This is a genomic window from Erwinia persicina, from assembly GCF_019844095.1.
Lineage (GTDB): Bacteria > Pseudomonadota > Gammaproteobacteria > Enterobacterales > Enterobacteriaceae > Erwinia > Erwinia persicina.
In genome coordinates this window covers 4,474,107-4,494,799 of sequence record NZ_CP082141.1, presented here as the reverse complement: position 1 = coordinate 4,494,799, position 20,693 = coordinate 4,474,107, and the positions used below count along the sequence as shown (strand labels likewise).

The 20,693-nt window shown below is 56.9% G+C and carries 15 protein-coding genes; 7 read left to right on the top strand and 8 right to left on the bottom strand.

The features are described 5' to 3' along the window. Window positions 1–68: 68 nt before the first annotated feature. The 5 genes from hslU to priA form a co-directional block, all read right to left on the bottom strand. Window positions 69–1,403 carry an ATP-dependent protease ATPase subunit HslU gene (gene hslU / locus K6L24_RS20735; protein WP_062746804.1) on the bottom strand — a complete coding sequence of 445 codons (1,335 nt, stop codon included), beginning with the start codon at window positions 1,401–1,403 and terminating at the stop codon, window positions 69–71. Between the two features lie 12 nt (window positions 1,404–1,415). After that, window positions 1,416–1,946 carry an ATP-dependent protease subunit HslV gene (gene hslV / locus K6L24_RS20730; protein ID WP_048914281.1) on the bottom strand — a complete coding sequence of 177 codons (531 nt, stop codon included), beginning with the start codon at window positions 1,944–1,946 and terminating at the stop codon, window positions 1,416–1,418. A 90-nt stretch (window positions 1,947–2,036) separates the two neighbouring features. Then, window positions 2,037–2,954, bottom strand: a complete 918-nt coding sequence (gene ftsN / locus K6L24_RS20725) for a cell division protein FtsN (protein WP_062746802.1) — start codon at window positions 2,952–2,954, stop codon at window positions 2,037–2,039. A 172-nt stretch (window positions 2,955–3,126) separates the two neighbouring features. Beyond that, window positions 3,127–4,164, bottom strand: a complete 1,038-nt coding sequence (gene cytR / locus K6L24_RS20720) for a DNA-binding transcriptional regulator CytR (protein ID WP_118665042.1) — start codon at window positions 4,162–4,164, stop codon at window positions 3,127–3,129. A gap of 211 nt (window positions 4,165–4,375) precedes the next feature. After that, entirely contained in the window at window positions 4,376–6,574 is a 2,199-nt protein-coding gene (gene priA, locus K6L24_RS20715) for a primosomal protein N' (RefSeq protein WP_062746799.1), read from the bottom strand. A 216-nt stretch (window positions 6,575–6,790) separates the two neighbouring features. On the opposite strand from priA, the gene rpmE reads away from it, so the two are divergent. Continuing rightward, window positions 6,791–7,003, top strand: a complete 213-nt coding sequence (rpmE, locus tag K6L24_RS20710) for a 50S ribosomal protein L31 (protein WP_062746795.1) — start codon at window positions 6,791–6,793, stop codon at window positions 7,001–7,003. A 449-nt stretch (window positions 7,004–7,452) separates the two neighbouring features. Here the strand turns inward: rpmE and metJ are convergent, their stop codons facing one another. Then, window positions 7,453–7,770, bottom strand: coding sequence for a met regulon transcriptional regulator MetJ (gene metJ / locus K6L24_RS20705; RefSeq protein WP_013200201.1), 318 nt, complete (start codon window positions 7,768–7,770; stop codon window positions 7,453–7,455). A 243-nt stretch (window positions 7,771–8,013) separates the two neighbouring features. Between metJ and metB the strand changes: the two genes are divergently transcribed. The 3 genes from metB to metF all read left to right on the top strand — a co-directional run bounded on the left by metB (window position 8,014) and on the right by metF (window position 12,742). Then, on the top strand, window positions 8,014–9,174 hold the full coding sequence (gene metB, locus K6L24_RS20700) for a cystathionine gamma-synthase (protein ID WP_062746791.1): 1,161 nt from the start codon (window positions 8,014–8,016) through the stop codon (window positions 9,172–9,174). A 2-nt stretch (window positions 9,175–9,176) separates the two neighbouring features. Next, window positions 9,177–11,612 carry a bifunctional aspartate kinase/homoserine dehydrogenase II gene (locus K6L24_RS20695; protein ID WP_191931162.1) on the top strand — a complete coding sequence of 812 codons (2,436 nt, stop codon included), beginning with the start codon at window positions 9,177–9,179 and terminating at the stop codon, window positions 11,610–11,612. Window positions 11,613–11,842: 230 nt separating this feature from the next. Continuing rightward, on the top strand, window positions 11,843–12,742 hold the full coding sequence (gene metF, locus K6L24_RS20690) for a methylenetetrahydrofolate reductase (protein WP_062746786.1): 900 nt from the start codon (window positions 11,843–11,845) through the stop codon (window positions 12,740–12,742). Window positions 12,743–12,866: 124 nt separating this feature from the next. Here metF and ppc read toward each other — a convergent pair whose 3' ends face one another. Together ppc and argE are read right to left on the bottom strand one after the other, a co-directional pair. After that, entirely contained in the window at window positions 12,867–15,518 is a 2,652-nt protein-coding gene (gene ppc / locus K6L24_RS20685) for a phosphoenolpyruvate carboxylase (protein WP_062746784.1), read from the bottom strand. Window positions 15,519–15,876: 358 nt separating this feature from the next. Then, window positions 15,877–17,028 (bottom strand): acetylornithine deacetylase, encoded by a 1,152-nt coding sequence (gene argE / locus K6L24_RS20680; protein WP_062746782.1) that lies wholly within the window; start codon window positions 17,026–17,028, stop codon window positions 15,877–15,879. A 122-nt stretch (window positions 17,029–17,150) separates the two neighbouring features. Here argE and argB point away from each other — a divergent pair, with 122 nt between their 5' ends. The 3 genes from argB to argH all read left to right on the top strand — a co-directional run bounded on the left by argB (window position 17,151) and on the right by argH (window position 20,638). Next, entirely contained in the window at window positions 17,151–17,927 is a 777-nt protein-coding gene (gene argB / locus K6L24_RS20675) for an acetylglutamate kinase (RefSeq protein WP_118665039.1), read from the top strand. 30 nt (window positions 17,928–17,957) lie between these two features. Then, complete coding sequence (locus K6L24_RS20670; RefSeq protein ID WP_062746776.1) at window positions 17,958–19,172, top strand: argininosuccinate synthase; 1,215 nt, start codon at window positions 17,958–17,960, stop codon at window positions 19,170–19,172. Window positions 19,173–19,264: 92 nt separating this feature from the next. Continuing rightward, the gene (gene argH, locus K6L24_RS20665; RefSeq protein WP_062746773.1) at window positions 19,265–20,638 is read left to right on the top strand and encodes an argininosuccinate lyase; all 1,374 of its coding nucleotides are present in this window, start codon (window positions 19,265–19,267) and stop codon (window positions 20,636–20,638) included. Window positions 20,639–20,693: the final 55 nt, after the last annotated feature.

Sequence of the window (20,693 nt, the reverse complement as noted above, 5' to 3'; positions counted from 1 at the left end):
CTGGTCAAGGATAGTGTGAGCGCATAAAAAAAGGAGGCCGGAGCCTCCTTTTTATCGTGGATAGCGATTTACAGAATGAAGCGACTGAGGTCTTCGTCTGCGACCAGTTCATCCAGATGTTTGCTCACGTAATCGGCGTCGATCGTGAACGACTGACCGTTAAGATCGCTGGCGTCGTAGGAAATCTCCTCCATCAGGCGCTCCAGCACCGTGTGCAGGCGGCGTGCGCCGATGTTCTCAGCGGTCTCGTTCACCTGCCAGGCGGCGGCGGCAATTTTACTGATGCCATCAGGAGTGAAGTTGATCTCCACGCCTTCGGTGTTCATCAGTGCTTTGTATTGCACGGTGATGGATGCGCTTGGCTCTGTCAGGATGCGCTCGAAATCGTGAGTGGTCAGTGCCTGTAGTTCAACGCGAATGGGCAAACGACCCTGCAATTCCGGGATCAGGTCTGACGGGCTGGCGACCTGGAATGCACCCGATGCGATAAACAGAATATGGTCCGTTTTCACCATGCCGTGCTTGGTTGAGACGGTACAGCCTTCGACCAGCGGCAGCAGGTCGCGCTGAACACCTTCGCGTGAGACGTCCGGGCCGGAGGACTCACCGCGCTTACACACTTTATCGATCTCGTCGATAAACACGATGCCGTGCTGTTCAACCGCATCGATAGCGTCCTGCTTCAGCTCTTCCGGATTGACCAGTTTGGCCGCTTCTTCTTCAATCAGCAGCTTCATCGCTTCTTTGATTTTCAGCTTGCGCGGTTTCTGCTTCTGCCCGCCGAGGTTCTGGAACATTGACTGCAGCTGGCTGGTCATCTCTTCCATACCTGGAGGGGCCATGATTTCGACACCATTGGCCGATACCGCTGCCAGATCGATTTCGATCTCTTTGTCATCCAGATCGCCTTCGCGCAGCTTCTTGCGGAACGACTGACGGGCGGCAGAGGGCTCCGCTGCCGTTTCGTTCTGACCCCAGTTATTTTTGGCCGGTGGGATCAGCACGTCGAGAACACGTTCTTCTGCCATCTCTTCGGCACGGTAACGGTTTTTCTCAATCGCCTGCGAACGCACCATTTTCAGCGCAGAGTCGGTCAGATCGCGGATAATGGAATCCACCTCTTTTCCAACATAGCCCACTTCGGTGAACTTCGTGGCTTCCACTTTGATAAACGGCGCGTTGGCCAGCTTTGCCAGGCGGCGGGCAATTTCTGTTTTACCGACACCGGTCGGGCCGATCATCAGAATGTTTTTTGGCGTCACTTCGTGGCGCAGCTCCTCGTCGAGCTGCATGCGGCGCCAGCGGTTGCGCAGGGCGATAGCAACGGCGCGCTTGGCACCATCCTGACCGATGATAAATCTGTTCAGTTCGCTGACAATCTCGCGCGGAGTCATAGCAGACATAAATTAGGATCCTTACGCTTTAGACGGTAGTGATTCGATGGTGAGATTGTGGTTGGTATAGATGCAGATATCGCCTGCAATACCCAGTGCCTTCTCTACAATATCCTGCGCGCCGATATCGGTGTTTTCCAGTAGCGCACGGGCGGCTGCCTGAGCGTATGGGCCACCCGAACCGATGGCAATTAAGTCGTTTTCAGGCTGGATGACGTCACCGTTACCAGTAATGATCAGCGAGGCATTTTCGTCCGCCACGGCCAGCAGGGCTTCCAGTTTGCGCAGCATACGGTCTGTACGCCAGTCTTTTGCCAGCTCTACAGCCGCTTTGACCAGGTGCCCCTGGTGCATTTCCAGCTTGCGTTCAAAAAGTTCAAACAGGGTGAAGGCATCTGCGGTACCGCCAGCAAAACCAGCAATGACTTTGTCATTGTAGAGACGACGCACTTTTTTGACGTTGCCCTTCATCACGGTATTGCCGAGGGTAGCCTGGCCATCACCGCCAATTACTACCTGGCCGTTGCGTCGTACACTTACTATTGTTGTCACGGGCAGACCCCTTATTGCAGTCGGAAGATGACCCCGCACGTTTTGTGCGGGGCACTGATGCAATCAGATATGGGGCAGGTTTGAGGGGTTTCAACCCCCGATGGAAAGAGGAATACAATTTGAGTGGCCAGACCCACGCAGTCGTTTCAACGTTGTGTCTGCTGCGCTACGGCTGTTATAAGGACCAATAACCACACGATTCCAGCCGCCGCCGGTGGTAATGCGGCTTTCAAAGCCTTCGAAGGCTAACTGGGCGCGGATGGACTCGGCCTGATCGGTTCCTTTGAAGGAACCACACTGCACCATCCAGCGCTGGGCGCTCTCTTTTTCCACTTCCTTCGGCTTGGTTTCAACCTTAGGTTTGGTTTCCACTTTTGGCGGTATAGCCACTTCCTGTTTCGGCTGACGAACCGGTTCGCGGGTTACCGAGGTCACGGGCGCCGTATGCTGCGTTTGTGTCTGAGCCGGTGGCTGCGTGCGTTGCGTCTGCTGCGGCATCCGCGACTGCTGCTGAAGCTGCTGGCTTTGCTGTTGCTGGCGCTGGATGGTCTGCTGGCGCTGTGCCGGCGTCTGCTCATTCCATGGCACTTCATTAAGCTGCGTTGGCTGCTGACGCATATCCGCCTGCATCTGATCAAGAAGCTGACGCTGCTCGTCGGTTAACTGTGTCTGCGAATGTGCTTCACCGCCAGAGGTGGGTTCGGTTGGAGAAGGGACGCCAAGCTGGCGATTTTCCAGCTCTTTAATATAACGCCAGCGCTCTTCGGGTTTTGGCGGAAGACCGTTACCGGTGGCTTTGTGATCCGGAATGACCGGGGTCTCTTCTTTTTTATGATGTGCGATAAACCACAGCCCACCAATAAAGGTGACCAGAACGGCAACCGCCAGCACTATCATAATTTTTGATACACCCGATGATCCACTGCTGCGCTTCTTGCTGCGACTGTTGGTCTTTTTGCTGCGCGTCCCTGTCGAACGCCCGCGGCCTACATAATCTTTTTGTGCCACTATCGTTCCGCTAATAATCGATGAAGGTAAGTCCGGGCTGTAAGCGTGACGATAAGTGCCCGATGAGTGCCCGTCATGTTACTGAAGGGCCGGAAGTTTGACCAGCGGCGATATGACTAAGAATCCACTGATTTATCCACAGGAGCGCCTGCGGGTTGTTCTGACCGGCCCGTCAGTACTCATCACGTAGCGAGGGAGCCGTGCTGCCACGGATTTTCAGCTCAAAATCCAGCAGACGTGAACCGTTACTCACCATCCGGCCCTGGAGCTGCTCCAGCAAGAGTAGCATTGCTTCACGACCGATGTTGAAACGCGGTTGAGCCACCGTGGTTAATTGTGGATCGCTGTAGCGGGACAGTTCGATATCATCAAAACCGATAATGGACAGATCTTTAGGTACCCGCAAACCCATATTCTTTGCCTGCGACATGGCACCCAGCGCGATGATATCGCTGTGGCAGAATAAGGCATCGGGTGGCCTGGGAAGCGTCATCAGGTGCTTCATCGCCTGGGAACCGGCATCGAAGGTGAAGTCACCCCGCACAATATAGGTTGGGTCGACGGTCATCCCGTGGCGGCGCAGCGCCTGAATGTACCCCTGGAGGCGATACTGGCATAACGGCATCTCTTCCGGGCCTGAAATGCAGGCAATGCGTCGATGGCCGAGTTTTTGCAGATGATTAACCGCTTCAAAGGCGGCGGTCAGGTTATCAATATGAACCGTTGGCAGCTCCAGCTCCGGCGAGAACTCATTCGCCATCACCATGGGCGGCAGATTGCGTTGTTCTTCCACACCGGTTTCAAACGGTACATTGGAACCCAGCAGTACCATGCCATCGATCTGACGGGTCAGCATCAGGTTCAGGAATGATTTCTCCTGCTGATTCTGGTGTGCGCAATCGCCGATAAGCACCAGATACCCTTCCGCCGCAGCCACCACTTCAATGCCGCGAATGATTTCACTGAAAAAGGGATCGCAGATGTCCGGCACAATCACCAGCACGGTACGTGATTCGCTGCGCCGGGCGCTGCGCGTCATGGAATGCGGGGAGTAGCCGACGGCAATCACCGCCTGTTCAACTTTGTAGCGCGTGGCGGCAGAGACCTTTTCAGGATTCATCAGGGCGCGGGAGACCGTTGCCGTTGATACGCCTGCTTTCTCAGCCACGTCCTTCATGGTCGCTACGGTTGACTCTTGATTGTGCTCCAATGCTTTTCTCCTCACGCCAGTCTGCGCTGACCTGAACAACGAATGACAATTTTTATCCGGTACCAGAGGTTATCGCGTCCGCTGCGAATAACCCCAACCCCGCATTCTTAACAGATAAGCGGGGGGCCTGTTACTTAATTTGCATAAAAATTGTGACTTGTGCGACTTTTTTCGATCCAATGCGCATCTTTGCCATGCAAACGATTACGCCTTAACTTTCCGTGGGGTCGATATCCAGCGTCCATTTCACTTTTCGCGCCTGGGGCAGGGTGGTGACCAGCGGCAGGCTGGACTTGATGAGCCGTTGCAGAACGGCGCGTGAAGGATGCTGCAGCAGGAGCTGCCAGCGGTATCGTCCGCTGCGTTTCGCCTGCAGCGCAGGGACCGGGCCCATCACCCAGAAGGATTCACTGTTTAACGGGCTGGCTTCCAGCAGATTACGCAGCTGCTGCAGGAAGAGACTGGCCTGCTGGTTATCGTGGTCTTCTGCACGGAACAGGGCATGACTGGTGAACGGCGGCAGGAAGACGCTGTTGCGTTCACTGAGCGCCTGGTGGGCAAACGCGTCGTACCCCTGATGCAGCAGGGTTTGCAGCAGCGGATGGTCCGGGTGGTGGGTCTGCAAAAGTACTTCCCCCTGTTTACCGGCACGTCCGGCGCGGCCGGCAACCTGTACGTAGAGTTGGGCGAACCGCTCTGCGGAGCGGAAATCGGCAGAAAACAGCGCGCCGTCGACGTCCAGCAGCGACACCAGGGTCACGTCCGGGAAGTGATGCCCTTTTGCCAGCATCTGAGTACCGACCAGGATACGCGCTCCGCCGCGATGCACTTCCGCCAGTTGCTGCTCCAGTGCGCCTTTACGGCTGGTGGTATCCCGGTCAATACGCGTGAGGGGCACGCCGGGAAACAGTTCACCCAGGTTGTGTTCCAGCTGTTCGGTGCCCAGCCCGACGGGCACCAGATGGGTAGAACCACACTGCGGGCACTGATGCGGCACCGGGCGCTGGCTGTCGCAGTGGTGGCAGCGCAGCTGACGCTGGTTCTGATGCAGCGTGTAGTAACGGTCGCAGCGCTGGCATTCGGCAATCCAGCCGCATTCATGGCACAGCAGCGTGGGGGAGTAACCGCGACGGTTAAGGAATAACAACACCTGATTATCCGCTTTCAGATGCTGGCCAATTTTCTTGATCAGCATCGGAGACAGGCCACCCTGCAGCTTCACGCCTTTCAGGTCGACCAGCAGCTGGGTCGCTTTGGTGGCGTTCCCGGCGCGTTTGCTGAGATTGAGCTGATGATATTTCCCGGACTGGACATTGTGCAGCGTTTCCAGCGCCGGAGTCGCTGACCCCATGACAATCGGGATATCTTCCTGCCGGGCGCGAAACACCGCCAGATCGCGGGCGTGATAGCGCCAGCCTTCCTGCTGCTTATAGGAGCTGTCGTGCTCCTCATCGATAATAATGGCACCCAGGCGGGCAAAGGGGGTAAACAGCGAAGAGCGGGTACCAATAACAATCGCCGTCTCACCGCTGCGGGCGCGCAGCCACACAGCCAGACGCTCACTGTCGTTTAAGCCGGAGTGCAGCACATCAACCGGGGCGCTGAAGCGCTCGCGAAAGCGGGCGATGGTCTGGGGGGTCAGGCCAATTTCCGGCACCAGCACCAGCGCCTGCCGGCCGTTAGCCAGAATATTCTCCAGCATACTGAGGTAAACTTCCGTTTTGCCCGAACCGGTGATCCCCGCCAGCAGCCACGCTGAAAAGTGGTCGTCTGCACTGCGGATTGCCCCGACGGCGGTGGCCTGCTCGGTATTCAGCCGCAAGCGTTCACCCTGAATGGTGACACTCTCGCGCCAGTCCTGCCGGGCACGGGGCTGCGGGCGAAGCGCGCACAGCCCCTTCGCCCGCAGCGCCTGGAGGGTAGCCTCGGTAATATCGTGCTGGCTGACTTCATGGCGGTACAGTCCGCGGTTGCGCAGCGCGGCCAGCGCCTGTTGTTGCTTCGGGGCTCGTTTCAGGCTTTCCGGTGCGGTCGCCTTACCCTCGTCAGTGATCAGCCACTGCCAGAGAGGGGCCTCTTCCGCCGCCTTACCCTGGCGCAGCAGCACCGGCATGGCATGGAACAGTACCTCACCCAGCGGATAGTGATAGTAGTCAGCGGCCCAGAGCAGAATACGCCAGAGAGAAGCAGGGTAGAGCGATTCACTGTCCAGCACCTCATGGACACTTTTTAACTGATCGAGCGGAAAATCACTGTGTTCAACGATCCCGACCACCACCCCGATGGCTTTACGTTTGCCAAAAGGCACGCTGACGCGTCCGCCCACCACCGCATGGTTGAGATGGGGCGGTAACAGGTAGTCAAAGTTGCGGGCAAGCGGAACGGGTAAAGCGACCTGAACAACGGGCATGGATTCATCCGGGTGAAAAATTAAGCCAGTTAGTGTACACTGAGTCGTGCTGAATGTGCGGATCCGATTGCGGTGTGTGGTTAATTTCTGTATAGTTCGCCGCCGTTGGTATGGCATTTTGATATCAGCATAAACTTAATATTAATCTTCGTGTGGTGCCGGTGCAGGAATTATCCTGGCGCGGGAGAGCGACACGGCCTTAACTGAGGTTTTCCCATGAAAAAAGGTATTCACCCAAATTACACCGAAGTTACTGCTAAATGTTCTTGCGGTAACGAAATCAAAACCCGCTCTACCGTGGGTCGCGACCTGAACCTGGACGTGTGTGGCAACTGCCACCCGTTCTATACCGGTAAGCAGCGTGATGTTGCAAGCGGTGGTCGTGTGGATCGCTTCAACAAGCGTTTCAGCATCCCAGGCGCTAAATAAGCACCCTGTAAGATGTCAGAAAAAACCCAGCTTCGGCTGGGTTTTTTTATGCCTGCAATTCAGGGTACGGTGGCGTGCCTGAGCACATTGCCCCCGTCGCTGACCCCGAGTTACGCTATTTTTACGCCTTGTCACCGGCTGGCAGGTGAACTGTATCGGCAGCTTACTCAGCGTTATCAGGATCGCCGTCAGGCGGAACCGGTGCGGGTAAAAGGCAGAGGGTGATATCGGGCGCTACCTGCCTGCGAACAGGTCAGTGCGTGAGCGTTTCAAGTGGCGGGCGATGGGCAGGGCAATGCTGCCGGTGAGGATCGGGTCTGAGAACGCATCGTAACGGAAATGGGGAAGAGAGGGACAGCGCAGGCGATCGTGACCCTCTGGCCGTCTGGTCAGGCCGGGCACCCGTGACTGAATCAGGTGCCCGACCGGATAACCGAATTGTTGACCGCCTAGTATTCCCAGGTATCAGGATCGACGCCCATTTCGCGCATGATCGCTTTCGCTTCTTCGGGAATTTCGTCACTGCGTTCTTTACGCAGATCGACATCATCCGGCAGAGGCTGGCCGGTAAATGCATGCAGAAATGCTTCGCACAGCAGTTCGCTGTTGGTGGCATGACGCAAGTTATTAACCTGGCGGCGTGTGCGCTCATCGGTCAAAATTTTCAGTACTTTCAACGGAATGGATACCGTGATTTTTTTAACCTGCTCGCTCTTCTTACCGTGTTCAGCGTAAGGGCTGATATATTCGCCGTTCCACTCAGCCATGGGCTACCTTAATTATATTTAAATTAGAAATACCGAAATCCGGCTAATTATGCCCGAAGTTCGTGTCCACCGCACCGGGATGGCACAACGTTCTCTGGGGTATATCGACATAATTCTAACGGTTATTCGCGCATTGCTCAATCTATACGCAAAGACATTTAGATGTCCAGATGTATTGACGTCTATATCTACCCGCTTTACTCTATCTGTCTTCACTTATACTCCAGCAGGAACTTGTGCACCATGACGCGTAAACAGGCAACCATCGCAGTCCGTAGCGGTTTGAATGACGACGAGCAATATGGCTGCGTTGTCCCCCCCATTCATCTGTCCAGCACCTATAACTTCACCGATTTTAATGAGCCCCGTGCACATGACTACTCACGCCGTGGCAACCCGACGCGTGATGTGGTGCAACGCGCGTTGGCAGAGCTGGAAGGGGGGGCCGGTGCGGTGATGACCAGCACCGGGATGTCGGCTATTCACCTGGTGTGCACCGTGTTTCTGCAGCCTGGGGACCTGCTGGTGGCCCCGCACGACTGCTATGGCGGCAGCTACCGCCTGTTCGACAGCCTGAGCAAACGTGGAGCGTATCGCGTTAAATTCGTCGATCAGGGCGATGAGGCGGCATTACAGGCTGCACTGGCTGAAAAACCGAAGCTGGTACTGATTGAAAGTCCAAGTAACCCGCTGCTGCGCGTGGTGGACATTGCCGCGATCTGTCAGGCCGCTGCAGAAGCAGGCGCCGTGAGCGTGGTGGACAATACCTTCCTCAGCCCGGCCCTGCAGAACCCGCTGGCGCTGGGCGCGGACCTGGTGATCCATTCCTGTACCAAATACCTTAACGGACACTCTGACGTGGTGGCTGGGGCGGTCGTGGCGAAGGATCCGCAGCACGTGACGGATCTGGCCTGGTGGGCGAATAATATTGGTGTCACCGGCGGCGCGTTTGACAGCTATCTGCTGCTGCGGGGGATGCGCACCCTGGCCCCGCGTATGGCGGCGGCACAGCGCAATGCGCTGGCGATTGTTGATTATCTGAAACAACAACCGCTGGTGAAAAAGTTGTATCATCCTTCGTTGCCAGAAAATGCCGGCCATCAGTTTGCGGCACGTCAGCAAAAAGGCTTTGGCGCCATGCTAAGTTTTGAGCTCGACGGTGACGAAGCGACGCTGCGCCGTTTCCTGAAAGCGCTGGAATTATTTACCCTGGCGGAGTCGCTGGGCGGTGTTGAAAGCCTGATTTCCCACACGGCCACCATGACACATGCGGGCATGTCTGCTGAAGCGCGGGCGGCGGCAGGGATTTCGGAAACGCTGCTGCGTATTTCGGTGGGAATTGAAGATCACGAAGATTTAATCGCCGATCTGGACAATGCGTTCCGGATCGCGGCCAAGAGGTAAGCATGAGTTATTCAGCAGTGGCAGGGGCAGACAGTTCGCGGCAGTTACATAAATTTGGTGGCAGCAGTCTGGCCGATGCCAAATGCTACCAGCGCGTAGCCGGGATCATGGCCGAGTACAGTCAGCCGGGCGATCTGATGGTCGTATCGGCTGCCGGCAGCACGACGAATCAGCTGATCAGCTGGCTCAAACTGAGCCAGAGCGATCGTCTCTCTGCCCATCAGGTGCAGCAGGCGCTTCGTCGTTATCAGAGTGAACTGATCGGTGCGCTGTTACCGCCCGCTGTGGCCGAGCCGCTGATTGCTGAATTTATACGCGATCTTGAGAAACTGGCAGCCCTGCTGGATAACGCCATCACTGATGCCGTGTATGCGCAGGTGGTCGGTCACGGTGAGATCTGGTCGGCTCGCCTGATGTCCGCTGTGCTGAATCTGCGTGATATTGAGGCGAGCTTCCTCGATGCCCGCGATTTTTTACGCGCTGAGCGTGCCGCACAGCCGCAGGTGGATGAAGCGAAATCGCTGCCGCTGTTACAGCAACTGATGGCAGAGCGCCCGGGGCAGCGTCTGGTGGTGACCGGGTTTATCTGCGCCAATGATGCCGGTGAAACCGTACTGTTAGGACGCAACGGTAGTGACTACTCGGCGACGCAGATCGGTGCACTGGCCGGGGTGACGCGAGTGACTATCTGGAGCGACGTGGCAGGTGTATACAGTGCCGATCCCCGTAAAGTGAAGGATGCCTGTCTGCTGCCGCTGCTGCGCCTGGATGAAGCCAGCGAGCTGGCACGTCTGGCGGCACCGGTACTGCACTCCCGCACGCTGCAGCCGGTTTCCGGCAGCGATATTGATTTACAGCTGCGCTGCAGTTATCAGCCCGGAGAGGGTTCAACACGCATCGAGCGCGTGCTGGCCTCAGGCACCGGCGCGCGGATTGTGACCAGCCATGATGACGTGTGCCTGATAGAGTTCCAGGTACCCGCACAGCACGACTTTGCCACGCTGCGTAAGGAGATCGACCAACTGCTGACCCGGGCCCAGGTACGCCCGCTGGCAACCGGTGTTCACCCGGACCGTAATCTCCTCCAGCTTTGCTACACCTCGGAGGTGGTTAACAGCGCCTTAACCCTGCTGCAGGATGCGGCGTTGCCCGGTCGCCTGCAGCTGCGTGAAGGGATGGCGATGGTGGCGATGGTCGGGGCGGGCGTTTGCCGTAATCCGCTGCACAGCCATCGTTTCTGGCAGCAGATGAAAGATCAGCCGGTGGAGTTTATCTGCCAGTCTCAGGAGGGCATCAGCCTGGTAGCGGTGCTGCGCGTCGGGCCAACCGAACATCTGATCCGGGGCCTGCACCAGACGCTGTTCCGGGCGGAAAAACAGGTCGGCCTGGTGCTGTTTGGCAAAGGCAACATTGGCTCCCGCTGGCTGGAACTGTTTGCCCGCGAGCAGGAAACCCTGTCGGCACGTACCGGCTTTGAATTTGTTCTGGCAGGCGTGGTGGACAGCCGTCGCAGCCTGCTCAGCTATGAGGGGCTGGATGCCAGCCATGCGCTGGCTTTCTTTGAAGATGAGGCCGTAGAACAGGATCAGGAATCGCTGTTCCTGTGGATGCGGGCTCACCCGTTTGACGATCTGGTGGTGCTGGATGTGACCGCCAGTGAAACGCTGGCCGCACAGTACCTGGATTTTGCCAGCTACGGTTTCCATGTGATCGGGGCGAATAAAGTCGCGGGCGCGGCCAGCAGTGACAGCTATCGCCAGATCCGTGATGCGTTCGCCAAAACCGGACGTCACTGGCTGTACAATGCCACCGTCGGGGCCGGACTGCCGGTGAACCACACGGTGCGCGATCTGCGGGAAAGCGGCGACAGCATCCTCTCCATCAGCGGTATCTTCTCCGGTACGCTGTCGTGGCTGTTCCTGCAGTTTGACGGTACGGTTCCGTTTACCGAGCTGGTGGACCAGGCGTGGCAGCAGGGGCTGACGGAGCCAGATCCGCGTGCCGATCTCTCCGGCCAGGACGTGATGCGTAAGCTGGTGATCCTCGCCCGCGAGGCGGGCTACGATATTGAACCCGGTCAGGTGCGCGTGGAATCACTGGTGCCGGCCAGCTATCAGTCCGGATCGGTTGATGACTTCTTTGAAAACGCCGATGAACTGAACGATCAGATGGTTCAGCGTTTTGAAGCTGCTCAGGAGCTGGGCCTGGTCCTGCGTTATGTGGCGCGTTTTGACGCGAACGGCAAAGCGCGCGTTGGTGTGGAGGCCGTGCGGGACGATCACCCGCTGGCTGCCCTGCTGCCGTGCGACAACGTGTTTGCCATTGAAAGCCGCTGGTATCGTGATAATCCGCTGGTGATCCGTGGGCCGGGAGCCGGCCGCGACGTCACGGCCGGGGCGATCCAGTCCGATCTTAACCGCCTGGCACAGCTGCTGTAGTTTTTCTCTGGGGTCGACCGAAATAAAAGGGCGGCCCCAGAGGTTCATTTCCTCATTCTTCCTTCCCTGCATGAATTTTCCTCATCTTCGTTGAGAATTTGTCACGTCAGGTCATCATTTAACTGTTGACTGATTAACCAATTTGCGTCATTTTGAATGTCTGGACGTCTAAACGGATAGACGTTAAGACAGGGATTTATCCTGAGCAGCGATCGATGAGGTAAACGGGTATGAGTTTTTTCCACGCAAATCAGCGCGAAGCACTGAACCAGAGTCTTGCCGAAATCAGCGGGCAAATTAACGTCTCCTTTGAGTTCTTTCCGCCGCGCACCAGCGAAATGGAAGACACCCTGTGGAGCTCTATCGATCGCCTCAGCAGCCTGAAGCCAAAATTTGTCTCGGTCACTTATGGGGCTAACTCCGGCGAACGTGACCGGACCCACAGCATTATCAAAGGGATCAAAGACCGTACCGGCCTGGAAGCGGCCCCTCACCTGACCTGCATTGACGCGACCCGCGATGAGCTGCGTAACATTGCCCGTGACTACTGGGACAACGGTATTCGCCATATTGTCGCCCTGCGCGGGGACCTGCCGCCGGGCGGGGGCAAGCCGGAAATGTACGGTGCCGATCTGGTCGCGCTGCTGAAAGACGTGGGGGATTTTGATATCTCGGTGGCCGCTTATCCGGAAGTGCACCCGGAGGCGAAGAGCGCTCAGGCGGATCTGATCAATCTGAAGCGTAAAATTGATGCGGGGGCTAACCGGGCTATCACCCAGTTCTTCTTCGACGTGGAGAGCTATCTGCGCTTTCGTGACCGTTGCGTCTCTACCGGCATTGATGTTGAAATCGTTCCGGGCATTCTGCCGGTGTCGAATTTCAGGCAGTTACAGCGCTTCGCCACGATGACTAACGTCCGCGTGCCGGGCTGGATGACCAGTATGTTTGAAGGGCTGGATAACGACCCGGAAACCCGCAAAATGGTCGGTGCTAACGTGGCGATGGATATGGTAAAAATTCTCAGCCGCGAAGGGGTGAAAGATTTTCACTTCTACACGCTGAACCGCGCGGAGATGAGTTATGCCATCTGCCACACGCTGGGCGTCCGCCCGGGTCTGGCCGTCGCCTGATAACCGCGACAACAAAAAAGGACGCCTGAGCGTCCTTTTTTGTTGTCAGGGGCAGGCCGAAAAAGAATCTCCGCCCCTACAGGTTGTGAGGGCGATCATTTTTCCTATCGCCCCTGCTGTCGGCTTAACCCGTGTTACGCATTCCCGCCGCCACGCCGGCGATGGTCACCATCAGTGCCTGCTCAACGCGGGCATCCGGCTCTGCGCCCGCCGCTTCCTGCTGACGAGAACGGTGTAACAGCTCCGCCTGCAGAACGTTCAGCGGGTCAGTGTAGACGTTACGCAGGGCAATCGACTCGGCAATCCACGGCTGGTCGGCCATCAGGTGCGAATCGTTAGCAATGGTCAGCACGGCTTTAATATCGGAGTCCAGCTGATCGCGCAGCTGTTTGCCCAGTGACCACAGCGATTTATCCACCAGACGCTGATCGTAGTATTCCGCCAGCCACAGGTCAGCCTTCGAGAACACCATCTCCAGCATCCCCAGACGAGTCGAGAAGAACGGCCAGTCGCGGCACATGGTTTCCAGCGTTTCCTGATGACCCTCTTCCATCGCTTTCTGCAGCGCGGCACCGGCACCCAGCCAGGCGGGCAGCATCAGGCGGTTCTGCGTCCAGGCGAAAATCCACGGAATGGCACGCAGCGACTCAACACCGCCGGTCGGGCGACGTTTCGCCGGACGTGAACCCAGCGGCAGCTTGGCCAGCTCCAGCTCCGGGGTGGCAGAACGGAAGTAAGGCACAAAGTCTTCGTGTTCACGCACGTAGCCCCGGTACATTTTGCAGGACACATCAGACAGCTGGTCCATGATGCTGTTCCACTCGGGCTTCGGCTCCGGCGGTGGCAGCAGGTTAGCTTCGAGGATCGCCCCGGTATACAACGACAGGCTGCTGATAGTGACTTCCGGCAGACCGTATTTAAAGCGGATCATCTCACCCTGTTCGGTCACGCGCAGGCCGCCTTTCAGGCTGCCCGGGGGTTGCGACAGAAGCGCTGCATGTGCCGGCGCACCGCCGCGGCCGATGGAGCCGCCGCGTCCGTGGAACAGCGTCAGGGTAATACCGGCTTTCTCGCAGGTTTTGATCAGCGCATCCTGAGCCTGATATTGTGCCCAGCTTGCAGCCATCACCCCTGCATCCTTGGCGGAGTCGGAATAGCCGATCATCACCATTTGCTTGCCCTGAATCAGGCCGCGATACCAGTCGATATTCAGCAGCTGGCTCATGACATCATTGGCGTTGTTGAGATCCTCAAGGGTTTCAAACAGCGGGGCCACCGGCATCGCGTAAGAAATACCCGCCTCTTTTAGCAGCAGATGAACAGCCAGCACGTCTGACGGCGTTTTCGCCATGGAGATAACGTAGGCAGCAATCGAACCCTGCGGTGCATCCGCCGCTACGCGACAGGTATCCAGCACCTCTTTCGTATCAGCACTCGGTTCCCACTGGCGTGGCATCAGCGGACGTTTGGAGCTCAGTTCGCGGATCAGGAAAGCCTGTTTGTCAGCTTCTGACCAGCTCTCGTAATCGCCCAGGCCGAGATAGCGGGTGATTTCAGCAATGGCTTCAGTATGGCGGGTACTTTCCTGGCGGAGGTCAATACGCACCAGCGGTACGCCAAAGCACTTCACGCGGCGCAGGGTGTCGAGCAACTGACCGTTGGCAATAATCCCCATACCACAGGCCTGCAGTGACTGGTAGCAGGTGTACAGCGGTTCCCACAGCTGATCGTTGGAGATCAGCAGGTTGTCCGGGCGCGGCAGGCGCTCGCCCTTCAGGCGGCGTTCCAGATAAGCCTGGGTGCTCATCAGCTGGCCACGCAGGTTTTTCATGATTTCGCGGTAAGGCTCCAGCGCGTCCGGGTTACCGCACAGCTCACGCACTTCCGGCGTGCATTCTGACATCGACAGCTCAGAGACCAGTACGGCGATATCGCGCAGGAAAAGGTCGGTGGCTTTCCAGCGACTAAGCTGCAGGACATGGCGGGTGATATCGGCCGTCACATTCGGGTTGCCATCGCGGTCACCGCCCATCCAGGAGGTAAACTTGACCGGCACAAAATCAACCGGCAGGGTGTAACCAAAGGCGGCTTCGACCTGCTCATTCAGCTCACGCAGGAACTGCGGTACGCCTTCCCACAGGCTGTTTTCCACCACCGCAAAGCCCCACTTGGCCTCATCCACGGGCGTGGGACGATATTTACGAATTTCATCGGTATGCCAGGCCTGGGCCACCAGCTGGCGCAGACGGCGCATGATCTTGCCATGGTCATAGTCAGACAGGTCATTGTGATCCAGTTGCTGCAGGCAGCTGTTCACTTCGACCAGTTTATGGATCAGGGTACGGCGGGTGATTTCAGTCGGGTGGGCGGTCAGAACAAGTTCCAGCGACAGGGATTCAATCGCTTCGCGAACGGCGGCTTCGGTCAGGTCTGGCTGCTGCTTCAGGCGCTCAAAGGTACCGGCCAGCAGTTCAGGGTGATTCGCACCTTCGCCTTTTGGCGAAATGGTGTGGTACTGCTCGGCTACGTTGGTCAGGTTGAGGAACTGACTGAATGCACGGGCTACCGGCAGCAGTTCATCATTGGACAAATTTTGCAGCGTGGTCAGCAGTTCCTGACGGTGGGCATCATTTCCCGCACGTGATGACTTCGAGAGCTTACGGATGGTTTCTACCCGGTCCAGGATGTTCTCTCCCAGTGCATCCTTAATAGTATCCCCGAGCAGTTTGCCGAGCATACTGACATTACTTCGCATTGCGGAATATTGTTCGTTCATATGATCCCTGACACCCTTCTTGTATTTGTAACTATCTTTCACCCCAGTGGGCATAACGTTGTCTTTTATCTAGCCACGTTCGCAACCATTCGTCAATTGACTTAAATACAGCGCATCGTGACGCTAAATAGCCGAAATTTATGAAATTTAATTACAGCAGAACGAGATAAGTTATTCTTATCATCCGGAATAATTGAAATCAGGGGCAACACGCTGTTTTTGCAGCCAATTGTCCCTTTAGTACGTCATTCTTACCCTGGAAATGCAGGGGGCGGACACTTTTACCCCCGTCACATCGTGATGGGGACTGACGGGCCTGCCATCCCCCTGCAACCCGAAGTATTTTGATTAAACCGGGTTAATGATGACAAAAATGATGCACCACCTGGGCGATCAGCTCGCGGGTCGGTTTAATGAACGCCGTATCTATAAATTCGTCCGGCTGATGCGCCTGATCGATCGATCCCGGGCCTAACACCAGCGTCGGGCAGATCTGCTGGATGAACGGTGCCTCGGTGCAGTAGTTCACCACCTCTGTTTCTGTCCCCAGCAGTTTTTCCACCACCTGAACCAGCTGATGCTCACGCGGACACTCGTAGCCCGGGATCGGCGGGTGCAGCTCACCCACGGTCAGACGGCCTGGCCAGCGCGCACTGACAGGAGCCAGCGCCTCATTCAGCAGACCGTCAAGATCGCTCAACGTCAGGCCCGGCAGTGGGCGGATATCCATATGCAGTTCACAGCAGGCGCAGATCCTGTTGGCTGCGTCGCCGCCGCTGATATGGCCAAAGTTCATCGTTGGGTAGGGGATGGCAAAGCCATCGTGGTGATAGCGTGTTTTCAGCGTATTGCGCAGTTCCATCAACTGGGTGATGGACTCATGCATCAGTTCAATAGCATTGACGCCGCGGCCCGGATCGCTCGAGTGGCCTGACTGACCCTGAATACGGATCACATTAGAAATATGGCCTTTGTGCGCACGCACGGGTTTCAGGGAGGTGGGCTCGCCGATAATGGCACAGTCCGGACGCAGGCTGGTGGTTTCAGAGAAGAACTTCGCGCCCGCCATGGTAGTTTCTTCATCGGCGGTGGCGAGAATATAAAGCGGTTTTTTCAGCGCTGACACGTCAATATCACGCAGGGTCTCTAAGATGAAGGCGAAGAAGCCTTTCATGTCGGCCGTGCCGAGACCGTAGAGCTTATTGTCGTGCTCACTCAGGGTAAAGGGATCGCGCGTCCAGCGGCCATCGTCGAATGGCACGGTGTCGGTATGCCCGGCCAGCAGCAGGCCGCCTGCACCCTGACCACTCTTTGCCAGCATATTGAATTTATTGCGCGTGCCGGGTACCGGCTGGACTTCCACGCTGAAGCCGATATCGCGGAACCAGCCCGCCAGTAAATTGATTAAAGTTTCATTGCTCTGGTCGAGCGCACTGTCGGTGGCGCTGATTGATGGCGTTGCAATCAGTTGGCGGTAAATCTCAATAAAAGGGGGTAATTTTGTCTTCACTGTTGACAGTCCTTGGGTTAGGATAGTATCAATATTCATGCACTAATAGTGAATAAAAATACAATATCGGCGGCCAGATGGAAACCGAAAATTCTATCTATCACAGAGAGCGAGTTGAGTTGATGACCCATCCGTTAATTATCAAGTTAGGCGGTGTGCTGCTGGACAGCGAAGAGGCGCTGGAGCGTCTGTTTACTGCTCTGGCCAGCTACCGTACCACGCATCAGCGCCCGTTGCTGATCGTTCACGGTGGCGGCTGCCTGGTCGATGAACTGATGAGCAAGCTGTCGCTGCCGGTGAAGAAGAAAAACGGATTGCGTGTCACACCCGCCGACCAGATTGACATTATCACCGGGGCCCTGGCGGGTACAGCGAACAAAACCCTGCTGGCCTGGTCAAAAAAACATGGCATTGATGCCGTTGGTCTGTGCCTGGGCGACGGCGGCAGCGTTGATGTGGCGCAGTTTGACGATGAACTGGGCCATGTGGGGCTGGCCACGCCGGGTTCTCCCCACCTGATCAATACGCTGCTGGGTGCGGGCTACCTGCCGGTGGTCAGCTCGATTGGCATCACTGCCGATGGCCTGCTGATGAACGTTAACGCCGACCAGGCCGCGACGGCGCTGGCTGCCACGCTGGGGGCGGACCTGATCCTGCTTTCTGATGTCAGCGGTATTCTGGATGCTGACAGGCAGCGTATTGCAGAGATAACGGCAGAGAAGGCCGAACAGCTGATCGCCGATGGGGTGATCACTGACGGTATGATCGTCAAAGTGAATGCCGCACTGGAAGCCGCCCGTACGCTGGGCCGCCCGGTAGATATCGCCAGCTGGCGCCATGCGGAACAGCTGCCAACCTTATTTAACGGCGTGTCCATCGGCACCCGTATCCTCGCTTAATTAGTAACGTATTCATTTAAGGAAGAGACAATGCAAGACAAAAGCATCAAGAAAATCGTACTGGCTTACTCTGGCGGTCTGGATACTTCGGCCATCATTCCATGGCTGAAAGAGAACTACGGCGGCTGTGAAGTGGTGGCATTCGTGGCGGATATCGGCCAGGAGCGCGGCGATCTGGAAGGCGTGGAGCAGAAAGCGCTGCAGTCGGGCGCGTCTGAGTGCCATGTGGTGGATCTGCGTGAAGAGTTCATCAGCGAGTACGTTTATCCTGTGCTGCAGACCGGTGCCCTGTACGAAGGGACTTACCTGCTGGGCACCTCAATGGCGCGCCCGATTATTGCTAAAGCGCAGGTTGAGCTGGCGCTGAAAGTGGGCGCGGATGCCCTGTGCCACGGTGCAACCGGTAAAGGTAACGACCAGGTGCGTTTTGAAACCACTTACACCGCGCTGGCCCCACAGTTGAAAGTCGTCGCGCCATGGCGTGAGTGGAACCTGCGTTCCCGTGAAGCCCTGCTGGATTACCTGAAAGAGCGTAATATTCCGACCACCGCGTCGCTGGAAAAAATCTACAGCCGTGATGAAAACGCCTGGCATATTTCTACCGAAGGCGGCGTGCTGGAAAGCCCGTGGAATGCCCCGAACAAAGACTGCTGGGTATGGACCGTGGATCCACTGGAAGCCCCGGATCAGCCTGAGCAGGTGACCGTTACCGTTGAGAAAGGGTGCGTCGTTGCGGTGAACGGCGAAGCGTTAAGCCCGTTTGGCTGCCTGGACAAACTGAACGCCATCGGTGCCCGTCACGGCGTCGGTCGTATCGATATCGTGGAAAACCGTCTGGTGGGTATCAAGTCCCGCGGCTGCTACGAAACCCCTGGCGGCACCATCATGGTGAATGCGCTGCGTGCGGTTGAGCAGTTGGTTCTGGATCGCGACAGCTTCAAATGGCGTGAGCAGCTTGGCCTGGAAATGTCCTATGTGGTTTACGATGGCCGCTGGTTCGCACCGCTGCGTAAATCCATTCAGGCTTCTGCGGCGGCACTGGCAGAAGAAGTGAACGGCGAAGTGGTGCTGCAGCTGTACAAAGGTCAGGTAACAGCCATCCAGAAGAAATCGGCTAACAGCCTTTACTCTGAAGAGTTTGCCACCTTCGGTGAAGACGAAGTGTACGATCACCGTCATGCAGGCGGCTTTATCCGTCTGTTCTCTCTGTCTTCACGCATTCGCGCGCTGAACGAGAAGAAGTAATCTTTTCCGGGCGAGGCCACTCGCCCCTACAGGCATTCGTAGGGGCGGCACCTGTGCCGCCCTTATTACATTATTTGAATGGAGTACTGAGCATGGCACTTTGGGGTGGACGGTTTACGCAGGCAGCAGATCAGCGTTTCAAGTTATTTAATGACTCACTGCGCTTCGACTATCGTCTGGCAGAGCAGGACATCACTGGTTCCGTTGCCTGGTCCAAAGCGCTGGTGACGGTCAATGTGTTAACCGCAGACGAGCAGCAGCAGCTGGAAGTTGCGCTGAATGCGCTGCTGGAAGACGTGCGCGCGAACCCACAGCAAATTCTGGAAAGCGACGCCGAAGATATTCACAGCTGGGTGGAAGGGAAGCTGATCGACAAAGTCGGTTCACTGGGTAAAAAACTCCATACTGGCCGTAGCCGTAATGACCAGGTCGCTACCGACCTGAAACTGTGGTGTAAAGCGCAGGTCAGCGAACTGTTGACTGCCACACGTCAGTTCCAGCAGGCACTGATTGCCACCGCAGAAGCCAACCAGGACGCGGTCATGCCGGGTTACACCCACCTGCAGCGCGCGCAGCCGGTGACGTTTGCCCACTGGTGTCTGGCCTATGTTGAGATGCTGGCGCGTGATGAAAGCCGCCTGCAGGATACGCTGAAGCGGCTGGACGTCAGCCCGCTGGGCTGCGGTGCTCTGGCCGGAACTGCGTATGAGATCGACCGCGAACAGCTGGCTGGATGGTTAGGCTTTGCCTCCGCCACCCGTAACAGTCTGGATACCGTATCCGACCGCGACCACGTGCTGGAACTGCTGTCAGATGCTTCTATCGGCATGGTACACCTGTCGCGTTTTGCCGAAGATCTGATCTTCTTCAACACGGGTGAGGCGGGCTTTGTTGAGCTGTCTGATAAAGTGACGTCGGGCTCCTCGCTGATGCCACAGAAGAAAAACCCGGACGCGCTGGAATTGATCCGTGGCAAGGTTGGCCGCGTGCAGGGGGCACTGACCGCCATGAGCATGACGCTGAAAGGTCTGCCGCTGGCATACAATAAAGATATGCAGGAGGACAAAGAAGGGCTGTTCGACGCGCTCGATACCTGGTCTGACTGCCTGCATATGGCGGCGCTGGTTCTGGACGGAATTCAGGTGAAACGTCCGCGTTGTCAGGAAGCCGCCGAACAGGGTTATGCGAACTCGACCGAACTGGCGGATTACCTGGTCGCCAAAGGCGTGCCGTTCCGCGAAGCGCATCATATTGTCGGTGAAACCGTGGTAGAAGCGATTAAGCAGGGTGTAGCGCTGGAAGCACTGGCGCTGTCTGACCTGCAGAAGTTCAGCAGCGTGATTGCAGAAGATGTCTATCCCTTCCTGTCGCTGCAGTCCTGCCTGGACAAACGTAACGCTAAAGGCGGCGTTTCTCCGCATCAGGTAGCAAATGCGATCACTGAAGCGAAACAGCGCCTGGGATAAGGGGCGCCAGGCTGACCTTCTTATCGGGGTCAGCCTGCCGGCGTGAAAGGGACGA